This is a genomic window from Amycolatopsis roodepoortensis (assembly GCF_014873915.1).
Classification (GTDB): domain Bacteria; phylum Actinomycetota; class Actinomycetes; order Mycobacteriales; family Pseudonocardiaceae; genus Amycolatopsis; species Amycolatopsis roodepoortensis.
Map to the genome: position 1 here is coordinate 840,924 of NZ_JADBEJ010000001.1, position 18,773 is coordinate 859,696.

Annotated in this window: 15 protein-coding genes; 8 read left to right on the forward strand and 7 right to left on the reverse strand. The window is 68.3% G+C overall.

Annotation, left to right across the window (positions count from 1 at the left end; translation table 11 throughout):
* Window positions 1–55 precede the first annotated feature (55 nt).
* Window positions 56–592: a hypothetical protein gene (locus H4W30_RS04090; RefSeq protein WP_318780525.1), complete on the forward strand. Its 537-nt coding sequence runs from the start codon at window positions 56–58 to the stop codon at window positions 590–592.
* Between the two features lie 136 nt (window positions 593–728).
* Here the strand turns inward: H4W30_RS04090 and H4W30_RS04095 are convergent, their stop codons facing one another.
* The 5 genes from H4W30_RS04095 to H4W30_RS04115 all read right to left on the reverse strand — a co-directional run bounded on the left by H4W30_RS04095 (window position 729) and on the right by H4W30_RS04115 (window position 5,578).
* On the reverse strand, window positions 729–1,442 hold the full coding sequence (locus H4W30_RS04095; RefSeq protein WP_192741557.1) for an ABC transporter ATP-binding protein: 714 nt from the start codon (window positions 1,440–1,442) through the stop codon (window positions 729–731).
* Entirely contained in the window at window positions 1,432–2,205 is a 774-nt protein-coding gene (locus tag H4W30_RS04100; RefSeq protein WP_192741558.1) for an ABC transporter ATP-binding protein, read from the reverse strand. The genes H4W30_RS04095 and H4W30_RS04100 overlap by 11 nt, the downstream gene beginning before the upstream one ends.
* On the reverse strand, window positions 2,202–3,341 hold the full coding sequence (locus tag H4W30_RS04105) for a branched-chain amino acid ABC transporter permease (protein WP_192741559.1): 1,140 nt from the start codon (window positions 3,339–3,341) through the stop codon (window positions 2,202–2,204). Before H4W30_RS04105 ends, H4W30_RS04100 begins: the two co-directional genes overlap by 4 nt.
* Window positions 3,338–4,309 (reverse strand): branched-chain amino acid ABC transporter permease, encoded by a 972-nt coding sequence (locus tag H4W30_RS04110; RefSeq protein ID WP_192741560.1) that lies wholly within the window; start codon window positions 4,307–4,309, stop codon window positions 3,338–3,340. The genes H4W30_RS04105 and H4W30_RS04110 overlap by 4 nt, the downstream gene beginning before the upstream one ends.
* Window positions 4,310–4,423: 114 nt before the next feature.
* The gene (locus H4W30_RS04115; RefSeq protein WP_192741561.1) at window positions 4,424–5,578 is read right to left on the reverse strand and encodes a branched-chain amino acid ABC transporter substrate-binding protein; all 1,155 of its coding nucleotides are present in this window, start codon (window positions 5,576–5,578) and stop codon (window positions 4,424–4,426) included.
* A 437-nt stretch (window positions 5,579–6,015) separates the two neighbouring features.
* Between H4W30_RS04115 and H4W30_RS04120 the strand changes: the two genes are divergently transcribed.
* Window positions 6,016–6,828: an alpha/beta hydrolase family protein gene (locus H4W30_RS04120; RefSeq protein ID WP_192741562.1), complete on the forward strand. Its 813-nt coding sequence runs from the start codon at window positions 6,016–6,018 to the stop codon at window positions 6,826–6,828.
* On the opposite strand, the gene H4W30_RS04125 is transcribed toward H4W30_RS04120, so the two are convergent.
* Together H4W30_RS04125 and H4W30_RS04130 are read right to left on the reverse strand one after the other, a co-directional pair.
* Window positions 6,794–7,762 carry a LysR family transcriptional regulator gene (locus tag H4W30_RS04125; protein WP_192741563.1) on the reverse strand — a complete coding sequence of 323 codons (969 nt, stop codon included), beginning with the start codon at window positions 7,760–7,762 and terminating at the stop codon, window positions 6,794–6,796. The genes H4W30_RS04120 and H4W30_RS04125 overlap by 35 nt on opposite strands.
* Window positions 7,763–7,837: 75 nt before the next feature.
* Complete coding sequence (locus tag H4W30_RS04130) at window positions 7,838–8,266, reverse strand: PaaI family thioesterase (protein ID WP_093933444.1); 429 nt, start codon at window positions 8,264–8,266, stop codon at window positions 7,838–7,840.
* A 62-nt stretch (window positions 8,267–8,328) separates the two neighbouring features.
* Between H4W30_RS04130 and polA the strand changes: the two genes are divergently transcribed.
* The 6 genes from polA to H4W30_RS04160 all read left to right on the forward strand — a co-directional run bounded on the left by polA (window position 8,329) and on the right by H4W30_RS04160 (window position 18,773).
* Window positions 8,329–11,070, forward strand: coding sequence for a DNA polymerase I (gene polA / locus H4W30_RS04135; RefSeq protein ID WP_192741564.1), 2,742 nt, complete (start codon window positions 8,329–8,331; stop codon window positions 11,068–11,070).
* Window positions 11,071–11,134: 64 nt separating this feature from the next.
* Entirely contained in the window at window positions 11,135–12,739 is a 1,605-nt protein-coding gene (locus tag H4W30_RS04140) for a S1 family peptidase (protein WP_318780526.1), read from the forward strand.
* Window positions 12,736–14,979, forward strand: coding sequence for a serine/threonine-protein kinase (locus H4W30_RS04145; protein ID WP_192741565.1), 2,244 nt, complete (start codon window positions 12,736–12,738; stop codon window positions 14,977–14,979). The genes H4W30_RS04140 and H4W30_RS04145 overlap by 4 nt, the downstream gene beginning before the upstream one ends.
* Before the next feature lie 10 nt (window positions 14,980–14,989).
* Window positions 14,990–16,402, forward strand: a complete 1,413-nt coding sequence (locus H4W30_RS04150; protein WP_192741566.1) for a VWA domain-containing protein — start codon at window positions 14,990–14,992, stop codon at window positions 16,400–16,402.
* Window positions 16,399–17,487, forward strand: a complete 1,089-nt coding sequence (locus H4W30_RS04155; protein WP_192741567.1) for a hypothetical protein — start codon at window positions 16,399–16,401, stop codon at window positions 17,485–17,487. Before H4W30_RS04150 ends, H4W30_RS04155 begins: the two co-directional genes overlap by 4 nt.
* A complete protein-coding gene (locus H4W30_RS04160) occupies window positions 17,484–18,773 on the forward strand; it encodes an ABC transporter substrate-binding protein (RefSeq protein ID WP_192741568.1) in 1,290 nt (429 codons plus the stop codon). Before H4W30_RS04155 ends, H4W30_RS04160 begins: the two co-directional genes overlap by 4 nt.

Sequence of the window (18,773 nt, forward strand, 5' to 3'; positions counted from 1 at the left end):
ACCCCGATTTGCCGGCTCAGTGAAGAAATAGCCACGGACCGGGCAGAATCGGCGTGTGCGTATCGGATTCCTTCGGCTTATCGCGGCTGCCGCCGTCCTGCTCGCCGGCTGCTCGACCGAGCAGGGACAGCCGCCCGCCAAACCCGTCTACGACCTCCCCGCCCGAGAGGTCCGGCCGGACGAGACCGCCCTGCACCTGCCACCGGCGCTCAACGGGGAGACCGAGTTCTCCCTCATCGGGCTGGCCGCCGGGCTGCCCAGCCTCACCGGCAGCCACGCCGAATTCGAGGCGAAGGGACAGTTCGTCCGGCTCCGGCTGGTGGTGACGGGAAAGGGCTTGTCCGGAATCCTCTTCGACACCCGGCGCCAGCAACTCGTCACCGATTCCGGTGCGGTGATCGCGGTCGACAACCAGGCCATGACGATCAAACGGCAGCCGGACAAGTTCGAGCTGGGGCGCGGCGTGCGGGTCGAGTTCGACCTCTACTTCGATCTCCCCAAGGAGGCGAAACCCGTGGTGCTGCGGGCTTTCGGTGGTCCGACGCTGACCGACATGAAGAACCTCACCGGCACGGACATCAAGCTGACCTGAGCCCGGGGCATGTCGCGAAAGCCACTTTCGGGACATCCAACGTCTCGAAAGTGGCTTTCGCGACACGGCATCGGACCCTGCACCCAAAAGAAAGGGCCCCGCCGCGAAAACGCGACGAGGCCCTTCCCGAAAGGCGTCAGACGCCCAGGTCGCCACCGAGATAGGCGGCCCGCACCTGCGGGTCGTCCAGCAGCTCGGCACCGCGGGCGCTCTTGACCACTCGACCGGTCTCCAGCACGTACGCGCGGTCGGAGAGCTTCAGCGCCTGCTGCGCGTTCTGCTCCACCAGCAGGACCGTGGTCCCGCGTTTGTTGATCTCGCGGATGATGTCGAAGATCTGCGCGATCAGCATCGGCGCCAGGCCCATGGACGGCTCGTCGAGCAGCAGCACCTTGGGCTTGGTCATCAGCGCGCGGCCGATCGCGATCATCTGCTGCTCGCCACCGGACATCGTGCCGCCGAACTGGGTCTTGCGCTCGTTCAGCCGCGGGAACAGCTCGTAGACCTCGTCGAGGTCGGCCTTCAGGTCGTCCTTACGGGTGTAGGCACCCATCAGGAGGTTCTCCTGCACCGTCATACCGGGGAACACGCCCCGGCCTTCGGGTGACTGGCCGATCCCGAGCTCGACCCGTTTGTGCCCGGGCGTCTTCGAGATGTCCTTGCCGTCGAAGAGGATCCGGCCGCTGGTCAGCGGACGCAGGCCCGAGATCGTCTTCAGCGTCGTGGTCTTGCCCGCCCCGTTGGCCCCGATGAGCGAAACGATCTCGCCCTCGCCGACCTCGATGGTCATACCCTTGAGCGCGGCGATCTTCCCGTAGTGGACGTTGATGTCCTGAACCTCAAGAAGCATCTTCCGCCACCCCCAGGTAAGCCTCGATCACCTTTTGGTTGTTCTGCACCTCGTGGGGGAGCCCTTCTGCGATCTTCTGGCCGAAGTCGAGCACGGCCAGCCGGTCGGCGATCTGCATGACCAAGCCCATGTCGTGCTCGATGAGCAGCACGGTGCGGCCGTCGTCACGGATCTTGCGGATCAGTTGCTGCAGCGAGTTCTTCTCCGCCGGGTTCATCCCGGCGGCGGGCTCGTCGAGCAGCAGCAGCTTCGGGTCGGTCGCGAGCGCACGCGCGATCTCCAGACGGCGCTGGTCGCCGTAGGAGAGGTTCTTCGCGGTGTTGTGCTCGACCCGGCCGATGCCGACGAAGTCCAGTAGGTCCCGAGCCAGCTCGCGGCCCCGCTTCTCTTCCTTGCGGTGCACGGGCAGGCCCAGCGTCGCCGAGATCGCGCCGGTCTTGTGGTGCGAGTCCGCACCGACCATCACGTTCTCGAGCGCCGACATGTTGTGGAACAGCCGGATGTTCTGGAACGTGCGGGCGATCCCGGCCTGGTTGATCTTGAACCGCTTCATCCCGTCGACCCGGGTGTCGCCGAAGCGCACCTGGCCTTCGGTCGGCCGGTAGACGCCGGTGATCACGTTGAAGACCGTGGTCTTACCCGCGCCGTTCGGGCCGATCAGGGCGAAGATCTCACCCTGGTTGATGGTGAGGTCGACTTCCTTCAAGGCCGTGACACCGCCGAAGCGCATCGTCACGTTGTCGAATTCGAGCAGTGCGCTCACTTCGTCACCTCCGTCGAAGCCTCGGAATCCGGACCCGCGACTTCGGCGCCCATGGCACCCATCCCGCCCGTTCCTTCTCGTAGTTCCGCCTTGCGCTGCCGCGACGGCAGCAGACCCTCCGGCCGCAGCGCCATCATCAGCACCAGCACACCACCGAAGATCAGGATGCGGTACTCGGACAGGAAGCGGAACCGTTCCGGAAGCCAGGCGACCAGAAAAGCGCCGAGCATGACGCCGGGCAGGTTGCCCGCTCCACCGAGCACCACGGCCGCGAGGATGGTCGCGGACAGGATGAACGGGAAGTTGTTCGGCTCGATGAAGACGGCCTTGCTCGCGTAGACCACACCGGCCATACCGCCGAGCATGGCGCCGATGGCGAACGCCAGCAGCTTGAACTTGAACGTCGGGACACCCATCAGCTCGGCGGCGTCCTCGTCCTCACGGATGGCCGCCCACGCCCGCCCGACGCGGCTCTTGTGCAGCCGCACCGAGAAGATGATCGCGATCACGATCGCCGCGAGGATCAGGTAGTAGTACGGCGCCGGGTCGAGCAGGAACTCGGTCCCGAACATGGGCTCCGGGTGCGGGATGTTGGTGATACCGCGGGCGCCGCCGATGGCGTCGGTGTTCGTCGCGGTGATCCGGACGATCTCACCGAAGCCGAGGGTCACGATGGCCAGATAGTCACCGCGCAACCGGAGCGTCGGAGCACCGAGGATCACCCCTGACATCGCCGCCAGGAAGATACCGAGCACGAGCGTGCCCCAGAATCCCCAGCCGTGCAGGGTGCCCATCACGGCGAGCGTGTACGCGCCGATCGCGAAGAACGCGACGAACCCGAGGTCCAGCATGCCCGCGTGGCCGACCACGATGTTCAGGCCGATCGCCAGCAGGATGTACACCCCGACCGGGAAGATCAGGACGGTCGTCCAGTCCGATTCCGGCGACATGAACGAACCGATCGCGGGCGCGGGCAGGATCAGCGCGCCGATGATCAGGGCCAGGTACACGCCATAACGTTGCCAATGCGGGGCGCGTGCCCACCAATCCCGCATGCCGTCCACGGGGTGAAAGCCGGCGCGCGTCGGCTTTCCGTTCTCTGGGGACTTCTCAGCCACTTCTTCGTTGCCCTTCATGCGCGTGCCCGCTGCAGCGATTCACCGAGGATGCCGGTGGGACGGAACATCAGGACCAGCACCAGTACCACGAAGGCGGTGACGTCCTTCCAAGCCGAACCGAAGAAGATGGAACTCCAGTTCTCCACCAAACCGAGCACGATGCCACCGAGTAGAGCGCCGCGCAGGTTGCCGATACCTCCCAGCACGGCCGCGGTGAACGCCTTGATACCGAGGAGGAACCCGATGCGGTAATCGGTGTTCTCGTACTCCATCACGTACAGCGCGGCGGCGACACCGGCCATCGCGCCACCGAGCAGGAAGGTGAGGCGCACGATCTTGTCGATGCTGACGCCCATCAGCACGGCGGCTTCGGGATCCTGCGCCGTGGCCCGGATACCTCGGCCGATGCGGGTGCGGCTGACCAGCTGGTCGAGGACGACCATCATGATCACGGCACCGACGACGACGAACACGTGGTCCGTGCGCACGACGCCGTTGCCGATGTGGAACAGCGGTTCGTGCGGGATGAACCGCGGCGCGTTCTGTTGCACACGGCCGGACTTGTCCGTGATCCATTCGATGACCTCGAGGCCGAACAGTTCCTGCAGGAACAGCGAGGCGCCGATGGCGGAGATCAGGGCGGCCAGCCGGGTGGCGCCCTTCTTGCGGAGCGGCCGGTACGCCACTTGCTCCAGCAGCACCGCCGCGCCGCCGGACACGGCGGCCGAAGCGATGATGATCAACAGCAGTACGGCGATCATCCCGAACACGCCGAGCGTGATCGGGGCGGTACCGCCCGCGATGGTGATCAGGACGAACAGGGACGTGACCGTCCCGATCATGAAGATTTCGGAATGCGCGAAGTTGATGAGCCGGAGCACGCCGTAGACCATTGTGTAGCCGAGGGCGATGAGGGCGTAGATGCTTCCGGCGACCAGTCCGCCGATGGTGCTACCGAGGAACTGGGCTTGCAGATCTTGAAGCATGACGTGGATGCCTTACGGGACGGGGCGAGGATTTCTTTCGCCACATTTGCGGGAAGCGGGGGTGCTGTGATCGCACAGCGCCCCCGCTTCCGTTAGGTGTTCCTATCTGCTCCGTCAGCCGTTGAGCTTGGCTTCGGTCGAGACGCCGAGGTTCTTCAGGACACCACCGGTGACCTGGTAGATGTTGATCGCTTCCGTCGACGGCTCGCCGTTCTCCTTGAACTTGATCTGCTTCGAGGCACCCTTGAAGTCGATCGTCTTGAGGGCCTCGTTGATCTTCTCCGAGGTGTTGGCGCCGGACTTGACCGCGTTGATGATGGCGGTCGCGGCGTCGTAACCCTCGCTCGAGTAGATCGCCGGGTCCACGTTGAACGCGGCCTTGTACTTGGTGCTGAACTCGTCGGTGGAGCCGGCGTCCGGGATGTTGCACGGGCAGCCGACGACGGCCTTCTCGGCGGCCGCGGCACCGGCACCGCTGATCAGCTGGGCGTCGAGCGAACCGTCACCGGTCGCGAAGGTGGCGGTCACCTGGCTGTCACGCAGCTGCTTGAGCAGACGGCCACCCTGGGCGTAGTAGCCACCGAAGAGGATGATGTCCGGGTTCGCGGCCTTGACCTTCTGGACGGTCGAGGAGTAGTCCGACGCGTCCTTGGCGAACTTGTCGCGCTCGGTCGGGACGTTCTTCTCCTTCAGGGTCTTCTCGAAGTTGTCGGCCAGGCCGACGCTGTATTCCTGGTCGTCCGAGATGATGTAGGCCTTCTTGGGCGACTTCGCCGTGACGAGGAAGTTGGCGATCGCCGGTCCCTGGCTGGCGTCGCTCGCGACGACGCGGTGCCAGTACTTCCATCCGTTCGAGGACAGACCCGCGTTGGTCGCCGACGGCGAGACGCTCGGGATCTTGTTCTGCTCCAGCTGACCGCCGATGGCCTTCGACTCACCGGAGAAGGCCGGGCCGATCAGCGCGGTGATCTTGTCCTGGCCGACGGCGGTCGCGATCAGCGACGTCGCCTGCTCGGGCTTGCCCTGGCTGTCGTATTCCTTGAGCTCCAGCTTGATCGCCGGGTTCGTCTTGTTGTACTCGTCGATAGCGAGCTTGGCGCCGTTGCGGGGCGGGATCACGATCCCGGAGTTCTCACCGGTGAGGTCACCCATGAACCCGATCTTCAGCGTGCTGCTGTCACCGCTGCCGGACGAGCTGCTGCCGCCTGCACAGCCCGCCAGCGCCAGCGACGCAGCCGCCGCGACGGCGAAAACCCGTCCAAAACGCACTCCTGACACCGACTACCTCCCATGACCAACCAGCCGCCGGTAGGCGTTGCCCCCGACACAGGGGCTAGGTTAGGGCAGGAAGATATCCCCCTACGCCATGATCTGCCCAGACGCCCATCACTCTGTGTCCACATCGTGACGGTCGAAACCAGAACGAATTGCACGAAAAGGCGAATGTTGCCGGTTGGCGGGTCTTCGCTGGTCACGCTGGGGATTCACCGCTACCACGCCGATCATGCTCGTGGGTAATGATCATGTTTCGGCCGCGTATCTTGTGCTTTTTCAGCCCCTTCGTGGGCGGCCGTTCGTCGTAGCAATGCTGCCCCAAAGGGCGTCAACGGTGCCCCCGCTTCCCTGGCGCCATGACAACCGATGGTTGTCGCCGGGATCCGAACGGCTGTTGGATCTCGGCCCTGACCTCGCGATTAGCTGTTCCCATGACGATGAGTACCGAAGCGATCGAAGGCGTGGCAGCAGGAGTTCCGTTCGTGGCGTTGCCGCCGTCGGACGGGAAACGTCCGGCGCCGCTGGTGCTGACCTGGCATCTGCTGGGCGCGCCGTTCAGCGAGGCGGCCATGGCGGCGGCGCTGCCGATGCGAGGACTGCACGCGTGGCGGGTGCACCTCGGGTTGCCGCTGACCGGGAAAAGGTTTCCCGAGGGCGGTTTCGAGGGCTTCTTCCGGCTCGCGAGCGAGGACAACGTACTCAACGTAGTCGAACCGCTGACCAAGCAGGTCGAGGCCGAGTTCCCGGCCGCGGTGGCGGAACTGCGCTCCCGCCTGTCCATTGAGGACGGACCGGTCGGCCTGGTCGGCGGTTCGCAGGGTGGCGCGGTCGCGTTGCAGATGCTGACCCACCCGGAGATCGACGTGGCGGCGGCCGCGCTGGTGAACCCGGTGACCCAGCTGGCGCCGGTGATCGCGGCGAACGAGCGGGTCTACGACGTCACCTACCACTGGTCGGACCGGTCCCGCGCGGTCGCGGACGAGTACGACTACGTGCGGCGGGCGGACGAACTGACCGCGCCGGTGCTGCTCGTCATCGGCGAGGAGGACGACGTTTCGATCACCGAGCCGGCCGAGGCCCTGCACAAGGCGTTGGGGGAGGGGCGATCCGAGCTCGTCACGATCCCGGGGATGGCGCACGAATTCGCCGAGGCGCCCGGCCTCGAACCCGCTCCGCAGACGGCGCACGCGAAGCTGGTCGACGCCGAGCTCACGCGCTGGTTCGCCCGGGTCCTAGCCGTCTGAGGTCGTCGTCCGGCAACCAGGATCGCGCGGGATCGTAGGTGCACCAACCTTCTTCGTGGCTGGTCCGGCCGGCGAGCGCCAGCAGGCGCCGCAGGGCCGGGCCTTCGCCGCGCCGCCAGACCACCGACCACGGGAACAACGGCGACGGATCGAACGGCAGGACCCGCAGATTGAGGTCGGCGGCGAGGTCCATGTCTGCGCCGGCGAGCGTGACCCGCTGCTTTCCGTAGCGCGTCTGTTCCAATGTGTGCCTGAGGTCGTAACTGACGCCGGAGTCGTCGATCGGGACGTCGAATTCTTTGCATAGGCGTTGCAAATAAGAAAGCCATTCGACCGGGCCGCCCAATTGCGGAATCCAGATGCCCTCTTGCCGGAGATCGGACAATTTCAGGACATCGTTGCTCGCGAGCGGGTGTTCCGGTGCGAGAAGGGCGACCAGTGGCTCTAGCCGGACAAGGCGGTGTTCGAGTTCCGCGGGCACTTCGCGGCCGAGGTCCGCGACGCGGCCGAACGCGAGGTCGATCTCGCCGCGGACCAGTGGATCGAGGGCGTTGGCCAGCCCGCGCCCGGCGACGCGCTCGACGGCCAGCGCGGGGTCGCGCTGGGCGATGCGGCGCAGCATGTACATGGGCGACAGGCGCGGATCGATGACGTCGAGGCGGGGCGGGCGGTCCTGGAGGCCCATCGCGGCGACGGCGGCGTCGGCCGCGCGGATCAGCTCGCGCGCGTGCGGGAGGAACCGGTCGCCCTCGGCGGTCAGTTCGACGGACCTGTTGGTGCGCCGGAAGAGCTGGACCGACAGGGCGTCTTCGAGCTTCCGGACGCGCTTCGACAGCGCCTGCTGGGTGAGGAACAGGGATTCTGCCGCGCGACCGAAATGGCCGTGGTCGGCGGTGGCGACGAACGCGCGCACCTGGGCCGTGTCGAGATCCACGTCCCTGAAGGTACGTGAAGGCCCCCTTCATGTACTTAGGCGCAAGGAAGGGGGCCTTCACGTACTTCAGGGTGCTCAGGCGCCCGGCGGTCGCTCCCGCACCACGCAGGTCAGCCGCGCCGTACACGACCGGCGCCCCTGGTCGTCGGTCAGGACGATCTCGGCGGTCACGGTCCCGCGTCCGACGTGCACCGGGGTCGCGACACCGGTCACCCGCCCGGAGCGGACCGCCCGGTGGTGCGTGCACGAGAGTTCGAGCCCCATCGTCGCCTTGTCCGTGCCGGCGTTGAGCGCGCAGACCATCGAACCGAGCGCCTCGGCGACCACGGCGTTCGCGCCGCCGTGGAGGAGACCGTAGGGCTGGAGGTTGCCCTCCACCGGGATGCTGCCCACGACGCGTTCGGGACCGAATTCGCTGATCTCGAGCCCGAGCTTGTCGTTGAGCTGCTGTCCGGCGTAGGCCGGGTCGATCCCGGCGAAGGATTCGAGGGCTTGTTCGGTCACGCAGAGCTCCTTAAACGACACGACAGGTAGGACTGTCAGACCCTCACCCTAGACTCGCTCCCGTGAGCCCGAGTGAGAACACGACCGTTGCCAACGCCACACCCGCCACCGCACAGGCCGAGCGGCCCAAGCTGCTGCTGATCGACGGCCATTCGATGGCGTATCGCGCGTTCTTCGCGCTGCCCGCGGAGAACTTCAAGACGAAGACCGGGCAGACGACGAACGCGGTGTTCGGGTTCACCTCGATGCTCATCAACCTGCTGCGCGACGAGGCGCCGACCCACCTCGCGGTGGCGTTCGACCTCTCCCGCAAGACGTTCCGGTCGGAGACGTACGCGGAGTACAAGGCCAACCGCAGCACCACCCCGGACGAGTTCAAGGGCCAGGTCGGGCTGGTCGAGGACGTGCTGAAGGTCCTCGGCATCCCGGCGCTGACCAAGGAGAACTACGAAGCCGACGACATCATCGCCACGCTCACGACACAGGCGACCGCGGAAGGTTTCGACGTCCTCATCTGTACGGGTGACCGTGACGCGCTCCAGCTGGTGACCGACCAGGTCACCGTGCTGTACCCGAAGCGCGGCGTGTCGGAGATGACCAGGTTCACCCCGGAGGCGGTCGAGGAGAAGTACGGCCTCACGCCGGCGCAGTACCCGGACTTCGCCGCGCTGCGTGGCGACCCCTCGGACAACCTGCCCAGCATCCCGGGCGTCGGCGAGAAGACGGCCGCGAAGTGGATCAGGCAGTTCGGCTCCTTCAACGAGCTGGTCGACCGGGTCGACGAGGTCAAGGGCAAGGTCGGCGACGCGCTGCGCGAGCACCTCGGCGCGGTCATGCTGAACCGCCAGCTCACCGAGCTGATCCGCGACGTCGAGCTGGAGCTCGGCCCGACCATGCTCGAGCTGCGTCCGTGGGACCGCGAGGCCGTCCACGCGCTGTTCGACGAGCTGGAGTTCCGCGTCCTGAGGGACCGGCTCTTCGCCACCCTGCAGAGCGCCGAGCCCGAGGCCGAGGAGGGTTTCGAGGTCAGCGGTTCGAAGCTCGCGCCGGGTGCGCTCACGGCATGGCTGTCCGCGCACACCGGCACGGACAAGCCGGTCGGCGTGGCGTTCCGCACCACCGGGGCGTCGGTCCGCTCCGACCTGAAGGCCATCACCTTCGCGGCCGCGGACGGCGAGGGCGCGTATGTCGACGTCACCGCGATGGACGCCGAGGACGACAAGGCGCTCACGGCCTGGCTCGCCGACGAGAAGATCCAGAAGATCGGCCACGAGCTCAAAATCCCGCTGCACGCCGTCAAGGCACGCGGCTGGACGTTCGCCGGGCTGGTCATGGACACCGCGCTCGCCGCGTACCTCGTCCGCCCCGGCCAGCGCACCTTCGAGCTCGACGACCTCGCCCTGCGGTACCTGCACCGTGAGCTGCGGTCCGAGGCCGACACCGGGGACGGGCAGCTTTCATTGCTCGACGGTGGCGCCGAGGACCTGGAACAGAAGGAGATCCAGGCCGAGCTGGTCAAGGCCCGCGCGGTCGCCGAGCTCGCGGGAGCGCTGACCAAGGAGCTCGAAGAGCTGGGCGGCGCGCAGCTGCTCGCCGAGCTCGAACTGCCGCTCCTGCAGGTGATCACCGGTCTCGAGGCGGCGGGCATCGCGGTCGACATCGAGCACCTGACCAACCTGGAGGCGCACTACCTCGGCCGCGTGACGCAGGCCGCGGAGGAGGCGTACGCGGTCATCGGCAAGCAGGTCAACCTCGGTTCGCCGAAGCAGCTGCAGGTCATCCTGTTCGACGAGCTCGGCATGCCGAAGACCAAGCGCACGAAGACCGGCTACACCACCGACGCCGAGGCCCTGCAGAGCCTGTTCGAGAAGACCGAGCACCCGTTCCTGCAGCATCTGCTGGAGCACCGGGACGCGACCAGGCTGCGCACCACGGTCGAGGGCCTGATCAAGTCGGTCGCCGACGACGGCCGTATCCACACCACGCTGCTGCAGACGATCGCCGCCACCGGACGGCTCTCCTCGGTCGACCCGAACCTCCAGAACATCCCGATCCGCACCGAGGAAGGCCGCCGCATCCGTGACGCCTTCGTCGTCGGCGACGGATACGCCGAGCTGATGACGGCGGACTACAGCCAGATCGAAATGCGGATCATGGCGCACCTCTCGCAGGACGAGGGGCTGATCCAAGCCTTCAACAGCGGCGAGGATCTGCACACTTTCGTGGCGTCGCGCGCGTTCTCGCTGCCGCCGGAGGAGATCACGCCGGAACTGCGCTTCCGGGTGAAGGCAATGTCGTACGGCCTGGCGTACGGGCTTTCGGCGTACGGGCTTTCGCAGCAGCTGCGGATCTCGACCGAAGAGGCCAAGGAACAGATGGAGGCGTACTTCTCCCGTTTCGGCGGCGTGCGCGATTACCTCCATTCGGTCGTGGGCGACGCGGCGAAGGTCGGTTACACCGAGACGATCTTCGGCCGCCGCCGTTATCTGCCGGATCTCAACAGCGACAACCGGCAGCGCCGCGAGATGGCCGAGCGGATGGCGCTCAACGCCCCCATCCAGGGCAGCGCCGCCGACATCATCAAGGTCGCCATGCTCAACGTGCACAAGGCGCTGACCGAGGCGAAGCTGAAGAGCCGCGTGCTCCTGCAGGTCCACGACGAGCTCGTCCTCGAGGTCGCCGACGGCGAGCGGGAGCAGCTGGAAACGTTGGTGCGCCAGGGAATGGGCTCCGCCTACGAACTGGCCGTCCCGCTGGAGGTGTCGGTCGGATACGGCCGGTCTTGGAACGACGCCGCGCATTAGGCCTCGTGAGTGGTAATGACGGTTAGAACCGTCATTACCACTCACGATCGGTAGGGTCGTTCGGGTGACTTCCGAGCGCAGACGCTGGCGGGTGCGGCTGCGCGATCATCGTGGGCGGATCCTGGGCGCCGGGACCATGCTCGACGGCGAACACCTCCTCACCTGCGCTCACGTGATCGAAGGCCACGACGACGTCGCCGTGGATTTCGTGGCGCTTCCCGGTGCGGAGTCCGGAATCGCCACGATCCTCGCGCAGGCCGCGCCCATCGGCGACGACGGCGGGGACATCGCATTGCTCCGGTTGCGCGACCCCGAGGAACAGATCTCCGGCGCCCCGCTCCACCGGACGGCCCTCGAAGACGGCCAGCGGGTCCGCGCGTACGGCTTCCCGCGTGATTCGGAGGGCATGTGGTCGTTGGCGACCGTCGTCGGCGACGGCGGGCACGGGCTCGAACGCGTCCAGCTGCACCGCACTCCGGACGCCGAGCCGATCACCCACGGCTTCAGCGGTTCCGCGGTGATCGCCGACAAGACCGGCCATGTGGTCGGCATGGTCGCGACCCGGTACGCGACCGAGGCCGCCCGCGTCTCGTGGATGATCCCGGTCGAGACCATGCTCGGGTATCTGCCCGCCCTGCGCCGCTGGGCCGAAGGTACCCCCGCGATCGACCCCAGCTTCGTGCGGTACCCGGAACCGCCCGCGATCGATCCGCGGTTCGCCCGCGAATTCGCCCGCTGGCTCGGTGGGCACGGCCGGGCGGACGTCCGGGTGATCATCATGGGCGCGGACGATTCCGCCGTCGCCGCCTCGTTGCGGCGCGCCGTCGTCCTCGCCGACCGCGAACGCGGAGCGGGCCGGAGCGTGACCGGGCCGACGGTCCCGCCGCTGGGCAGTGTCGTGCTCGCCGTCGACGCGGTCGGCAAGACCGCCGAAGAGGTCCGCCGCCGGATCTCCGACCGGCTCGACGTCGCCGCGGATTCGCCCGCCGGCCACCACGGGGCCGCCCGCACCGTCGTCGTCTACGGGATCGACGAAGCGGCCGAGCCCGACGCGCTCGTCGGTGAGGTGCTCGTGCCGCTCGCCCAGCGCGCCCACGAACTCGGGCTGCGGCTCGCGCTGGCCTTCCGCGAGGAGAGCTCGCCGGGGGTGAGCGTGGTCCGGTCGAGCACGGATGTCTTGCCCGCCGCCGAGGACGACACCGAGGGCCGCCTCGCCCTGCTGGAAACCCGGTTGGGTGAACTCGACAGTCTGGAGAAGGACAACCTGAGCGACGCGCCCCGTTTCTCGGACGCACCGCACGTCCATCCCAAGGCACGACGGCTGAGAGGCGCGTTGACACAACTGCGTTCGGCGGAGCAGGACGGCGACACCGATTGGGTGGAACGGCAGCTTCCGGTCTGCGAGCGAGCTGTGGCCAAGACCGTCGAGCGCGCCCGCGACCTCCGCCGACTTCTCGACGAGAACCTCGCGCGGCGCGCGGAACTGCGCGCCCGGCTCGACGCGTACGGGGAAATGGCGCGTAACAGTGGCATCGTCGAAGACGTCGAACTGGATGCCGCCTACGCACCAGCCTGGCGGATGCTCTTCGAAGGACCTTGTGACCTCGCGAGCGCGGCGGCGGCCGTCGAGCGATACGCGGACACCGTACGGAAACGGATCGACGGATGACGGCCTGCGGACGGGACGGTTGCCCGGGTGTGCTCGGCAAGACCGGCTTCTGCAAGATCTGCGGATTGCCTCCAGGTGCACCGGAAGAGCCCGCGCCGCGGGAGAAACCGACTCTGGTGATCCCCGGCCCCGGCGAGGCGCCGACCAGGATCACCAGCACGGTGGTCACCCGTTCCCAGCAGATCGCCGGCCACGCGAGCGCGGACGACCGGGTGCCCCTGCCGGTCGTCGAACTCCCGGACGTCGCGGGCCGTCTGCTCACCGAGCCGCATGTCCCGGAGGAGGAACGGTTCTGCGGCAAGCACGGATGCACGGCCACCCCGGTCGGCCGCTCGATCGGCGGCGGACCCGCGCCCGCCGAAGGGTTCTGCCCGGTCTGCCGGACGCCGTTCTCCTTCGCGCCCAAGCTCGCGGCCGGTGACGTGGTCGACGGCCGGTACCACGTGCTCGGCTGCGTCGCGCGCGGTGGACTCGGCTTCGTCTACCTGGCGACGGATTCCGGGCTCGGCGACCGGTATGTCGCGCTCAAGGGCCTCATCAACACGAACAACACCGCCGCCGTCCGGATCGCGGAGACCGAAAGCCAGGTGCTCACCGCGCTGGACCATCCGAACGTCGTCCGGATCCTCGACGTGGTCGAACACGAGGGCCTCCGCTACATCGTCATGGAGTTCGTCGACGGGCTTTCGCTGCGGGAGGTCAAGAACCGCGGCCGGGCCGGGCTGGACTCCAGTGAAGGACAGCTGCTCGTCGAGCACGTCGTGGCGTACGGGCGCGAGATCCTGACCGCGCTCGACTACCTGCACGGCGAAGGCCTGCTGTACTGCGACATGAAGCCGGACAACGTGATCCACGGCGAGAAGCGGATCAAGCTCATCGATTTCGGCGCCATCCGCAAGATCACCGACGACGAGAGCCCGATCGTCGGTACCGAGCACTATCAGGTGACCCCGGCGGAACGGGTGAAACACGGGCTCACCGTCCGGTCCGACATCCACACCGTCGGCGTGACGCTGCGGGAGCTCTTCCAGGCCAGCGACGGCTGGTCGGTCACCACCGACGCGCGGGGGGTCCGGTTCGGCATCGAATCGTTCCTCCGGGTCCTCGACCGGGCGACCGCCCCGTTCGAGCAACGGTTCGCGACCGCGCGCGAGATGCTGGTCCAGCTCGACGGCGTGCTCGGCGAAATCCTTTCCTTGCGGGACAAGCAATCCAGGCCCGCCGGCTCGACGTTGTTCGCCGAAGGGGCGGTCCTGCTCGACGCGGGGCTCGGCCAGGCACCGCCGCTGGAACACTGGACGCGGGGGACACCCGTCTCGCTCGGCGCGCGCCCGGCCGCCGGGGAGATCGCCGTCGGGCTGCCGGTGCCGCGCGAGGATCCGGACGACCCGCGGGCGAACTTCCTGCGCGCCGTCCGGGCGCCCGATGCCGCGCGGTTGCTGAAGAAACTCGACAAGGTTCCGGGTTCGGTCGAGGTCGAGTTCCGCCGCTGCCGGGCACATCTGGAGCTCGGGGCGACCGTCGAAGGCGCCCTGGCGGTGGCGGAGGCCGAAAGGCTGCTCGGCGAGCGCGCCGCCCACGACTGGCGAGTGGCGTGGCACCGGGGCCTCCTCGCGCTCGGCGCCGGTGATTTCGCGGCGGCCAAGGAGAAGTTCACCGCCGTGTACCGCGACATCCCCGGCGAGGAGCCGCCGAAACTCGCGCTCGGGCTCTGCGAGGAGCACCTCAACGGCGCGGCCGCCGCCGAGCGGTACTACGACGCGCTGTGGGTGCGCGACCGGTCCCAGGTCAGCGCGGCGTTCGGGCTCGCCCGGGTCCGGCTGCTGCGTGGCAACCGCGCGGCAGCCGTCGAAATCCTCGACCAGGTCCCGGAATTCTCGCGCTACGACGAGGCGGCGCGGATCGCCGGGGTGCGGGTGCTGTCCGCGCCGATGCCGGGGACGGGGGATCTCCCGGCGTCGGCCGAACTCGACGACGCCGTGGTCCGGCTGACCGCTTTGGATCTCGACGGCGATTCCCTCGACAGGCTGGTGACGGCCGTGCGCGAGACGGGGCTGGCCGCCGTGCTCCTCGGACAGGACGGGATCACCGAAGGCGGGATCCTGCGCGCGGGCGAGACGGGCGCCCGCACGGTGCTGGACAAGTCGTACCGGCGGCTCGCCCACCACGCGCCGACGCCGGAAGCGCACGACGTGCTGATAGACCTGGCCAATTCCGTGAGGCCGGTGACGTTGGTGTGAAGGGGGAGAGATGAGGGAACCGAGTCTGGGCCTCGAAGTGCACCAGAACAAGTTCCTGGCCGAGGGGGACCGGACGATGACCGCGATCGTCCGGGTCGTCTCTCGCGGCGGTGAGGCGGCCGTCGCCAGGACGGCCGCCGAAGTACTGATGATCGACTGCTCCAGTTCGATGCGCTTCCCCAGCACCAAGATCGGCGAGGCCCGGCGGGCGGCAGCGGCGGCCATCGACGTCCTGCCCGACGGCGTGCGGTTCGCCGTCATCCAGGGCACCGATCGCGCGAAGATGATCTACCCGGCCGAAGACGGCTTGGTGACCGCCTCGGCGGCGACCCGGGCGGAGGCACGCGCCGCCGTCGAGCACCTGGCGGCCGTCGGCGGCACCGCGATGGGCGCCTGGCTCGCCAAGGCACGCGACCTCTTCGACCTCGTGCCCGACGCCGTCCGCCATGCGATCCTGCTCACCGACGGCCGCAACGACTCGCAGACCAGGGCCGACCTGATGAGCGTGCTGAACAGCTGCGAGGGCCGGTTCGTCTGCGACGCCAGGGGGATCGGCGACGGCTGGGAGCCCGCCGAACTCACCCTGATCGGCCGGGTGCTGCGCGGGAACGTCGACTCGGTCGTCGAGGACGACAAGCTCGCCGAGGATTTCCGGCAGCTGGTCGAGGGCGCGATGACGAAGGTGCTGCCCGAGGTCCGCCTGCGCGTCGGCACCATGCCGTTCAGCAGGCTGCGGTCGGTCAAGCAGGTGTTCCCGGACGAATACGACCTCACCGACCGGTGCCGGGAGGTCGCCGTCCGCGAGCAGGAGCTGTCGCTCGGTTCGTTCGCGGGCGACGAGACGCGGGATTACCAGCTGATCCTGGATCTGGATCCGGATCTCGAACCCAGCCACGGGCAGGACCGTCAGCTGGCGTGGACGGAACTCGTCCCGGTGCCGGGAGCCACGGTCGAGGAGGAGGCGCTGGCCATCGCGGGGCGGTGGACCCACGACCCGATCCCGCCGACGCTGATTCACCCGATGGTCTCGAAATACGCCGCCCAGGCCGATCTCGGCGAGGCGCTCACCTCCGGCGGCGACGCCTACGCGGCGGGTGATCAGGCCGGGGCCGAGCGGGCCTGGGGCTGGGCGGTCGCCCTGGCCACCGCAGCGGGTGACGAAGACACGCTCGGCCGTCTCTCGGGGGTGGTGGAGATCGTCGACGCGGAGAACGGGGTCGTGCGCCTGCGGCCGGACGCGACGCGCAGCCACGCGTTGCACGTCGTCATCCCGTCGAGGGTTTCGGAAATCGCGCTTCCGCAGGAAGATCGGCCGATGCCCGGAGGAGCACCACTCACCTGTCCCGTCTGCCCCGCGCTTTCGCCCGCCGGGGCGAACTTCTGCGTCGGCTGCTCGAGACCGTTCGGCGAGGCGGTTTCGTGACGGCCACCCGGGTACGGCTGGTCCGGCTCCGGACCGCCCTGCTGGCCCTAACCCTCGCGGTACTGGTGGTGTCGCTGTGGGCGTTCCAGAACGTCCAGAACACGGCGGAGACCGTCCGCGACCGCACCGCGCACGCGGTACTCGAAGTGACCGCCGCGCGGGCCGCGCTGGTGGCCGCCGACGCCGCGGCGATCGCGAGTTTCGCCTCCGGCGAGGCGAAACTCGCCGGACCGGGGCAGGAGTACTCGAATCAGCTGGCGCTGGCGAGCCAGAGTCTCGCGAGGGTCGCGGAGTTCAACCAGGCGGGTGAAGAAGGCGGTAACGCGCTCCAGGTGATCGAAAGCCAGGTCGCGGCCTATTCGGGCTCCATCGGTCAGGCCGACGTGCACTTCCGTCAGCCGGACGCCGCCGTGCTGGGCGCCGTCGACCTCTGGCACGCCTCACGGTTGCTGCACGCTCCGGGCGGTGTCCTGGAGGAGCTGGACCTGTTGCAGGGCAGGCAGCGGGAGGCACTGAACCGGCAGCTGACGTCCACCGGGATGAGCCTCGCGATGCTCCCGCTGTGGCTTCTGCCGGTGCTCGCGCTCCTGGTGCTGCTGGTCTTCACGCAGCTGTACCTGAGGAAACGGTTCCGCCGCGTGGCGAACGTCCCGCTGCTCGCGGCGACCGTGCTGATCGCCGCCATCGGGGTCGCCCTGGTGTTCACCCTGGTCAGCCGTGACCGGCTCGACTCGGTCGGGGAGCGGCTCGACGGCGTCGCCGCCGCCCGGGCCGCGCAGATCAAGGCGGCCGACGAAGACGGCCAGCGACGGCTCGCCGAGCTGCTGACCGGATACTGCGACGAGGAGCAGGGATGCGGTGTGACCGTCGACGGGTTCCGGGAGCTGGCACGGCAGGCGGGCACGCCGGCGACCGACAACACGCGGGTGGCCACGGCGGGGGCGCGGGCGGTGGCGGCCGACGCCTCCGCCGCGGCCGAATCAGGCGGGCGGGAGTTCCTGATCCCGGCGGGCACCCTGCTCGCGGGCGGGCTCGTCCTGCTCGGCCTGCACGCCAGGATCGACGAATACCGGTACCGCCCGTGAAACGCCTGCTGGCCTCGGTGATGGCGCTGTCGCTGGTCGCGGGCGGCTGTTCGGCGTCGGCGGAAGACGAACCCGTCGTCGTCCTCGCGTCCTGGACCGGGGAGGAGGAGAAGGCGTTCCGCCAGGTGCTGGACGCGTTCAAGGCCGACACCGGGATCGACTACCTGTACGAGGGCACCCGGGCGGTCGACCAGGTGCTCGCTTCGGATGTCCAGCGCGGCACGCCGCCGGACGTGGCCGTCCTGCCCAACGCCGGCGTGCTGGCGAAGTACCAGAAGTCGGGCGACCTGCTGCCGCTCGACGAAGATCTCTCCGGCGCCGTGACCCGGTCGTTCAGCCAGCAATGGGTCACGCTGCAGCAGATCGGCACCGAGCGGTTGTACGCGGTCGCCGTGAAGGCCGACCTCAAGAGCCTGATCTGGTACGACCCGGCGCGGATGACCGGAGCTCGGCCCACGACGTTCGCCGGGCTCCGCGAGTACGCGGCGGGGCTCACGGCCGCCGGGGGCACGCCCTGGTGCGTCGGGATGGGCGCCCCGCCCGCCTCGGGCTGGCCGGGAACCGACTGGATCGAGGACATCCTGCTGCACTCGGCGGGCCCCGAGAAGTACCGGCAATGGGCGGCCGGCGGTCTGGAATGGACGTCGCCGGAGGTCAGGCAGGCCTGGCTGGACTGGGGTTCCGTGCTCGAACCCGCCGCGATCCGCGGCGGCACCGCGGCCGCCCTGCTGACCGACTTCGGCGACGCGGGCAAGCCGATGTTCACCGACCCGCCCGGCTGCGCGCTCGAACACCAGGCGTCGTTCATCATGAGCCGCTACCAGAACTTCGAGCGACCCGACGGGACGTTTCCCAAGCCGGGTACCGATTTCGACTTCCTCCCCTTCCCGGGGAGGGACGTCTCCGAGGTCGCCGCCGACCTCGCCGGGATGTTCCAGGACACGCCCGGGGCGCGGAAGCTGATCGCGTTCCTCGCTTCGGAGAAGGCGCAGCGGATCTGGCCGTCGATACCACGCGCGAACGCCTTCTCCGCCAACCGGAAGGCCGGCCTCGACGTCTACCCGGATCAGGTGAGCCGGAGGGTCGCGGACACGATCACGTCGGCGTCCGCGCTGTGCTTCGACGCCTCCGACCTGATGCCCGCGACGATGACCGGCGCGTTCCATCGTGCCGTCCTGGAGTACCTGAGCAACCGGGACCGCCTGGACATCCTGCTGAAACAACTCGACGACGTCCGGGAGAGCATCCAGCCCGGCGAATGGTTGAAAATCCATTGTGGACAGTGA

Coding starts and splice junctions, on each gene's coding strand:
- H4W30_RS04110 (WP_192741560.1), bottom strand. CDS start 4,309: ATGCTTCAAGATCTGCAAGCCCAGTTCCTCGGTAGCACCATCGGCGGA.
- H4W30_RS04150 (WP_192741566.1), top strand. CDS start 14,990: ATGAGGGAACCGAGTCTGGGCCTCGAAGTGCACCAGAACAAGTTCCTG.
- H4W30_RS04120 (WP_192741562.1), top strand. CDS start 6,016: ATGACGATGAGTACCGAAGCGATCGAAGGCGTGGCAGCAGGAGTTCCG.
- H4W30_RS04105 (WP_192741559.1), bottom strand. CDS start 3,341: ATGAAGGGCAACGAAGAAGTGGCTGAGAAGTCCCCAGAGAACGGAAAG.
- H4W30_RS04145 (WP_192741565.1), top strand. CDS start 12,736: ATGACGGCCTGCGGACGGGACGGTTGCCCGGGTGTGCTCGGCAAGACC.
- H4W30_RS04095 (WP_192741557.1), bottom strand. CDS start 1,442: ATGCTTCTTGAGGTTCAGGACATCAACGTCCACTACGGGAAGATCGCC.